Annotated in this window: 4 protein-coding genes and 3 pseudogenes; all 7 read left to right on the top strand. The window is 34.0% G+C overall.

Annotated elements, in window-relative coordinates:
* Positions 1 to 253: 253 nt before the first annotated feature.
* The gene (locus tag HMPREF9007_RS27630; RefSeq protein WP_008761204.1) at positions 254 to 478 is read left to right on the top strand and encodes a hypothetical protein; all 225 of its coding nucleotides are present in this window, start codon (positions 254 to 256) and stop codon (positions 476 to 478) included.
* A 35-nt stretch (positions 479 to 513) separates the two neighbouring features.
* A complete protein-coding gene (gene erm(B) / locus HMPREF9007_RS15145) occupies positions 514 to 1,275 on the top strand; it encodes a 23S rRNA (adenine(2058)-N(6))-methyltransferase Erm(B) (RefSeq protein ID WP_007841008.1) in 762 nt (253 codons plus the stop codon).
* 305 nt (positions 1,276 to 1,580) lie between these two features.
* A pseudogene (locus HMPREF9007_RS28070) lies at positions 1,581 to 1,628 on the top strand (hypothetical protein); the annotation flags it as partial.
* Between the two features lie 42 nt (positions 1,629 to 1,670).
* Positions 1,671 to 1,758 (top strand): annotated as a pseudogene (locus tag HMPREF9007_RS28065) (chromosome partitioning protein ParA); the annotation flags it as partial.
* Positions 1,759 to 1,849: 91 nt separating this feature from the next.
* Positions 1,850 to 2,065, top strand: a complete 216-nt coding sequence (locus HMPREF9007_RS15150) for a peptide-binding protein (RefSeq protein ID WP_002321610.1) — start codon at positions 1,850 to 1,852, stop codon at positions 2,063 to 2,065.
* 16 nt (positions 2,066 to 2,081) lie between these two features.
* Positions 2,082 to 2,354, top strand: a complete 273-nt coding sequence (locus tag HMPREF9007_RS15155) for an antitoxin (protein ID WP_000301765.1) — start codon at positions 2,082 to 2,084, stop codon at positions 2,352 to 2,354.
* Between the two features lies 1 nt (position 2,355).
* Positions 2,356 to 2,898, top strand: a pseudogene (locus tag HMPREF9007_RS15160) (methyltransferase domain-containing protein); the annotation flags it as partial.
* Between the last annotated feature and the right edge of the window lie 35 nt (positions 2,899 to 2,933).

Genomic DNA, 2,933 nt, shown 5'->3' with positions numbered 1-2,933 from the left:
AGCTCTGCACTATATAGAGGACATAGTGGAAATAATTTCAAAAAAGTGTATAGGACATTAAACCAGGTGGAATTTTTCTTTTAATATCGAACACCCTGTTTTTACCGCAGGAGTTGGGCAGGATTGGATTTATACAGATGATGGGAAACCGCAATATTGGGCGATTGATAATTACTTTATAACAGGAGAACGAAATACACATTTTTTAGGATGTGATGTAGTAAAACAACATCACACACTTACACAGATTATAATGGGATTGCTGAACAATGGGTTTGAGCTTAAAGTTGTAGAGGAAGCAGACTTTTTAGAAGAATTTGATCCACGCTATAACGAAGAAGGTGTATCAGAACTTGATGAACAATTTGAGCGGTTGCCAGACGGACACGAAGCAAAACGCAGTTACTATTTAGGCTTCCGACAAGCACAAAGTGAAGCAAGACCAAACATTGTTATTAGTCTATTGAAGTTAAATTAGATGCTAAAAATTTGTAATTAAGAAGGAGTGATTACATGAACAAAAATATAAAATATTCTCAAAACTTTAATATAAAATATTCTCAAAACTTTTTAACGAGTGAAAAAGTACTCAACCAAATAATAAAACAATTGAATTTAAAAGAAACCGATACCGTTTACGAAATTGGAACAGGTAAAGGGCATTTAACGACGAAACTGGCTAAAATAAGTAAACAGGTAACGTCTATTGAATTAGACAGTCATCTATTCAACTTATCGTCAGAAAAATTAAAACTGAATACTCGTGTCACTTTAATTCACCAAGATATTCTACAGTTTCAATTCCCTAACAAACAGAGGTATAAAATTGTTGGGAGTATTCCTTACCATTTAAGCACACAAATTATTAAAAAAGTGGTTTTTGAAAGCCATGCGTCTGACATCTATCTGATTGTTGAAGAAGGATTCTACAAGGGTACCTTGGATATTCACCGAACACTAGGGTTGCTCTTGCACACTCAAGTCTCGATTCAGCAATTGCTTAAGCTGCCAGCGGAATGCTTTCATCCTAAACCAAAAGTAAACAGTGTCTTAATAAAACTTACCCGCCATACCACAGATGTTCCAGATAAATATTGGAAGCTATATACGTACTTTGTTTCAAAATGGGTCAATCGAGAATATCGTCAACTGTTTACTAAAAATCAGTTTCATCAAGCAATGAAACACGCCAAAGTAAACAATTTAAGTACCGTTACTTATGAGCAAGTATTGTCTATTTTTAATAGTTATCTATTATTTAACGGGAGGAAATAATTCTATGAGTCGCTTTTGTAAATTTGGAAAGTTACACGTTACTAAAGGGAATGTAGATAAATTATTAGGTATACTACTGACAGCTTCCAAGGAGCTAAAGAGGTCCCTAGCGCCTACGGGGAATTTGTATCGATAAGGGGTACAAATTCCCACTAAGCGCTCGGGACCCCTTGTAGGAAAATGTCCTAAGTGTGGCAACAATATTGTATTAAAAAAAATCGTTTTATGGTTGTTCAAATTATCCTGAATGTACCTTCACTTTAGCTGAACATTTTAGAAAGAAAAAACTCACCAAAACAAATGTAAAAGAATTACTAGAGGGAAAAGAAACCCTGGTAAAAGGAATCAAAACGAAAGATAGAAAGTCCTACAATGCCGTTGTAAAAATCGGAGAAAAGGGATATATTGATTTTATCTATGTATGAGAACGTATTTTTTGAAATGCTTGAGCGAATCATTCAATTAGAAAACGAAAAAGAATAGAATCACAAATCACAAGTGATTAATCACAAATCACTTGTGATTTGTGATTGTTGATGATAAAATAAGAGTAAGAAGAAATAGAAAGAAGTGAGTGGTTGTGGGAAATTTAGGCGCACAAAAAGCAAAACGAAATGATACACCAATCAGTGCAAAAAAAGATATTATGGGGGATAAGACGGTTCGTGTTCGTGCTGACTTGCACCATATTATAAAAATCGAAACAGCAAAGAATGGCGGAAACGTAAAAGAAGTTATGGATAAAGCCTTAGAAGAATATATTCGGAAATATTTACCTGACAAACTTTAAAAGGAGTGAAAATGAAATGGCAGTTACTTATGAAAAAACATTTGAAATAGAGATCATTAACGAATTATCGGCAAGCGTTTATAATCGAGTATTAAACTATGTTTTGAATCATGAATTAAATAAAAATGACTCTCAATTATTGGAAGTCAATTTATTAAACCAATTAAAGCTTGCAAAACGTGTAAATCTTTTTGATTATTCTTTAGAAGAATTACAAGCCGTTCATGAGTATTGGCGGTCAATGAATCGCTATTCAAAACAAGTTTTGAATAAAGAGAAAGTGGCTTAATATGGCAAATATAGTCAATTTTACTGACAAACAATTTGAAAATCGCTTAAATGATAATTTAGAAGAATTGGTTCAAGGAAAAAAAGCGGTTGAATCGCCAACCGCTTTTTTACTTGGTGGGCAACCAGGGTCAGGGAAAACGAGTTTGCGATCAGCAATTCTTGAAGAAACACAAGGGAATGTTATTGTCATTGATAAAGAGGGGTTAAAAGCTGCTGGTGAATGGCATCAATTAAAACCTTTGTTTCCTTCGTTAGAAGGAAAATCTGTTCTTGACTTGGGGTGCGGATATGGCTGGCACTGCAAGTTCGCAGAAGAACAAGGAGCTACAAAAATATTAGGGATCGATTTAAGTAAGAAAATGATTGAGGAAGCCCAAAAGCGCAATTCAGGAAATCAAATTGAATATCGTATTAGCGGATTAGAGGAATATGACTATCCAGAAAATGAATGGGATTGTGTTATATCTAATTTAGCTCTGCACTATATAGAGGACATAGTGGAAATATTTCAAAAAGTGTATAGGACATTAAAACCCAGGTGGTAATTTTTCTTTTTAATATCGAACACCCTGTTTTT

Source organism: Bacteroides sp. 1_1_14, from assembly GCF_000162515.1.
GTDB classification, from domain to species: Bacteria; Bacteroidota; Bacteroidia; order Bacteroidales; family Bacteroidaceae; genus Bacteroides; species Bacteroides thetaiotaomicron.
The sequence above is the reverse complement of the archived record's forward strand: the minus strand, read 5'-3'. Positions and strand labels throughout refer to the sequence as shown.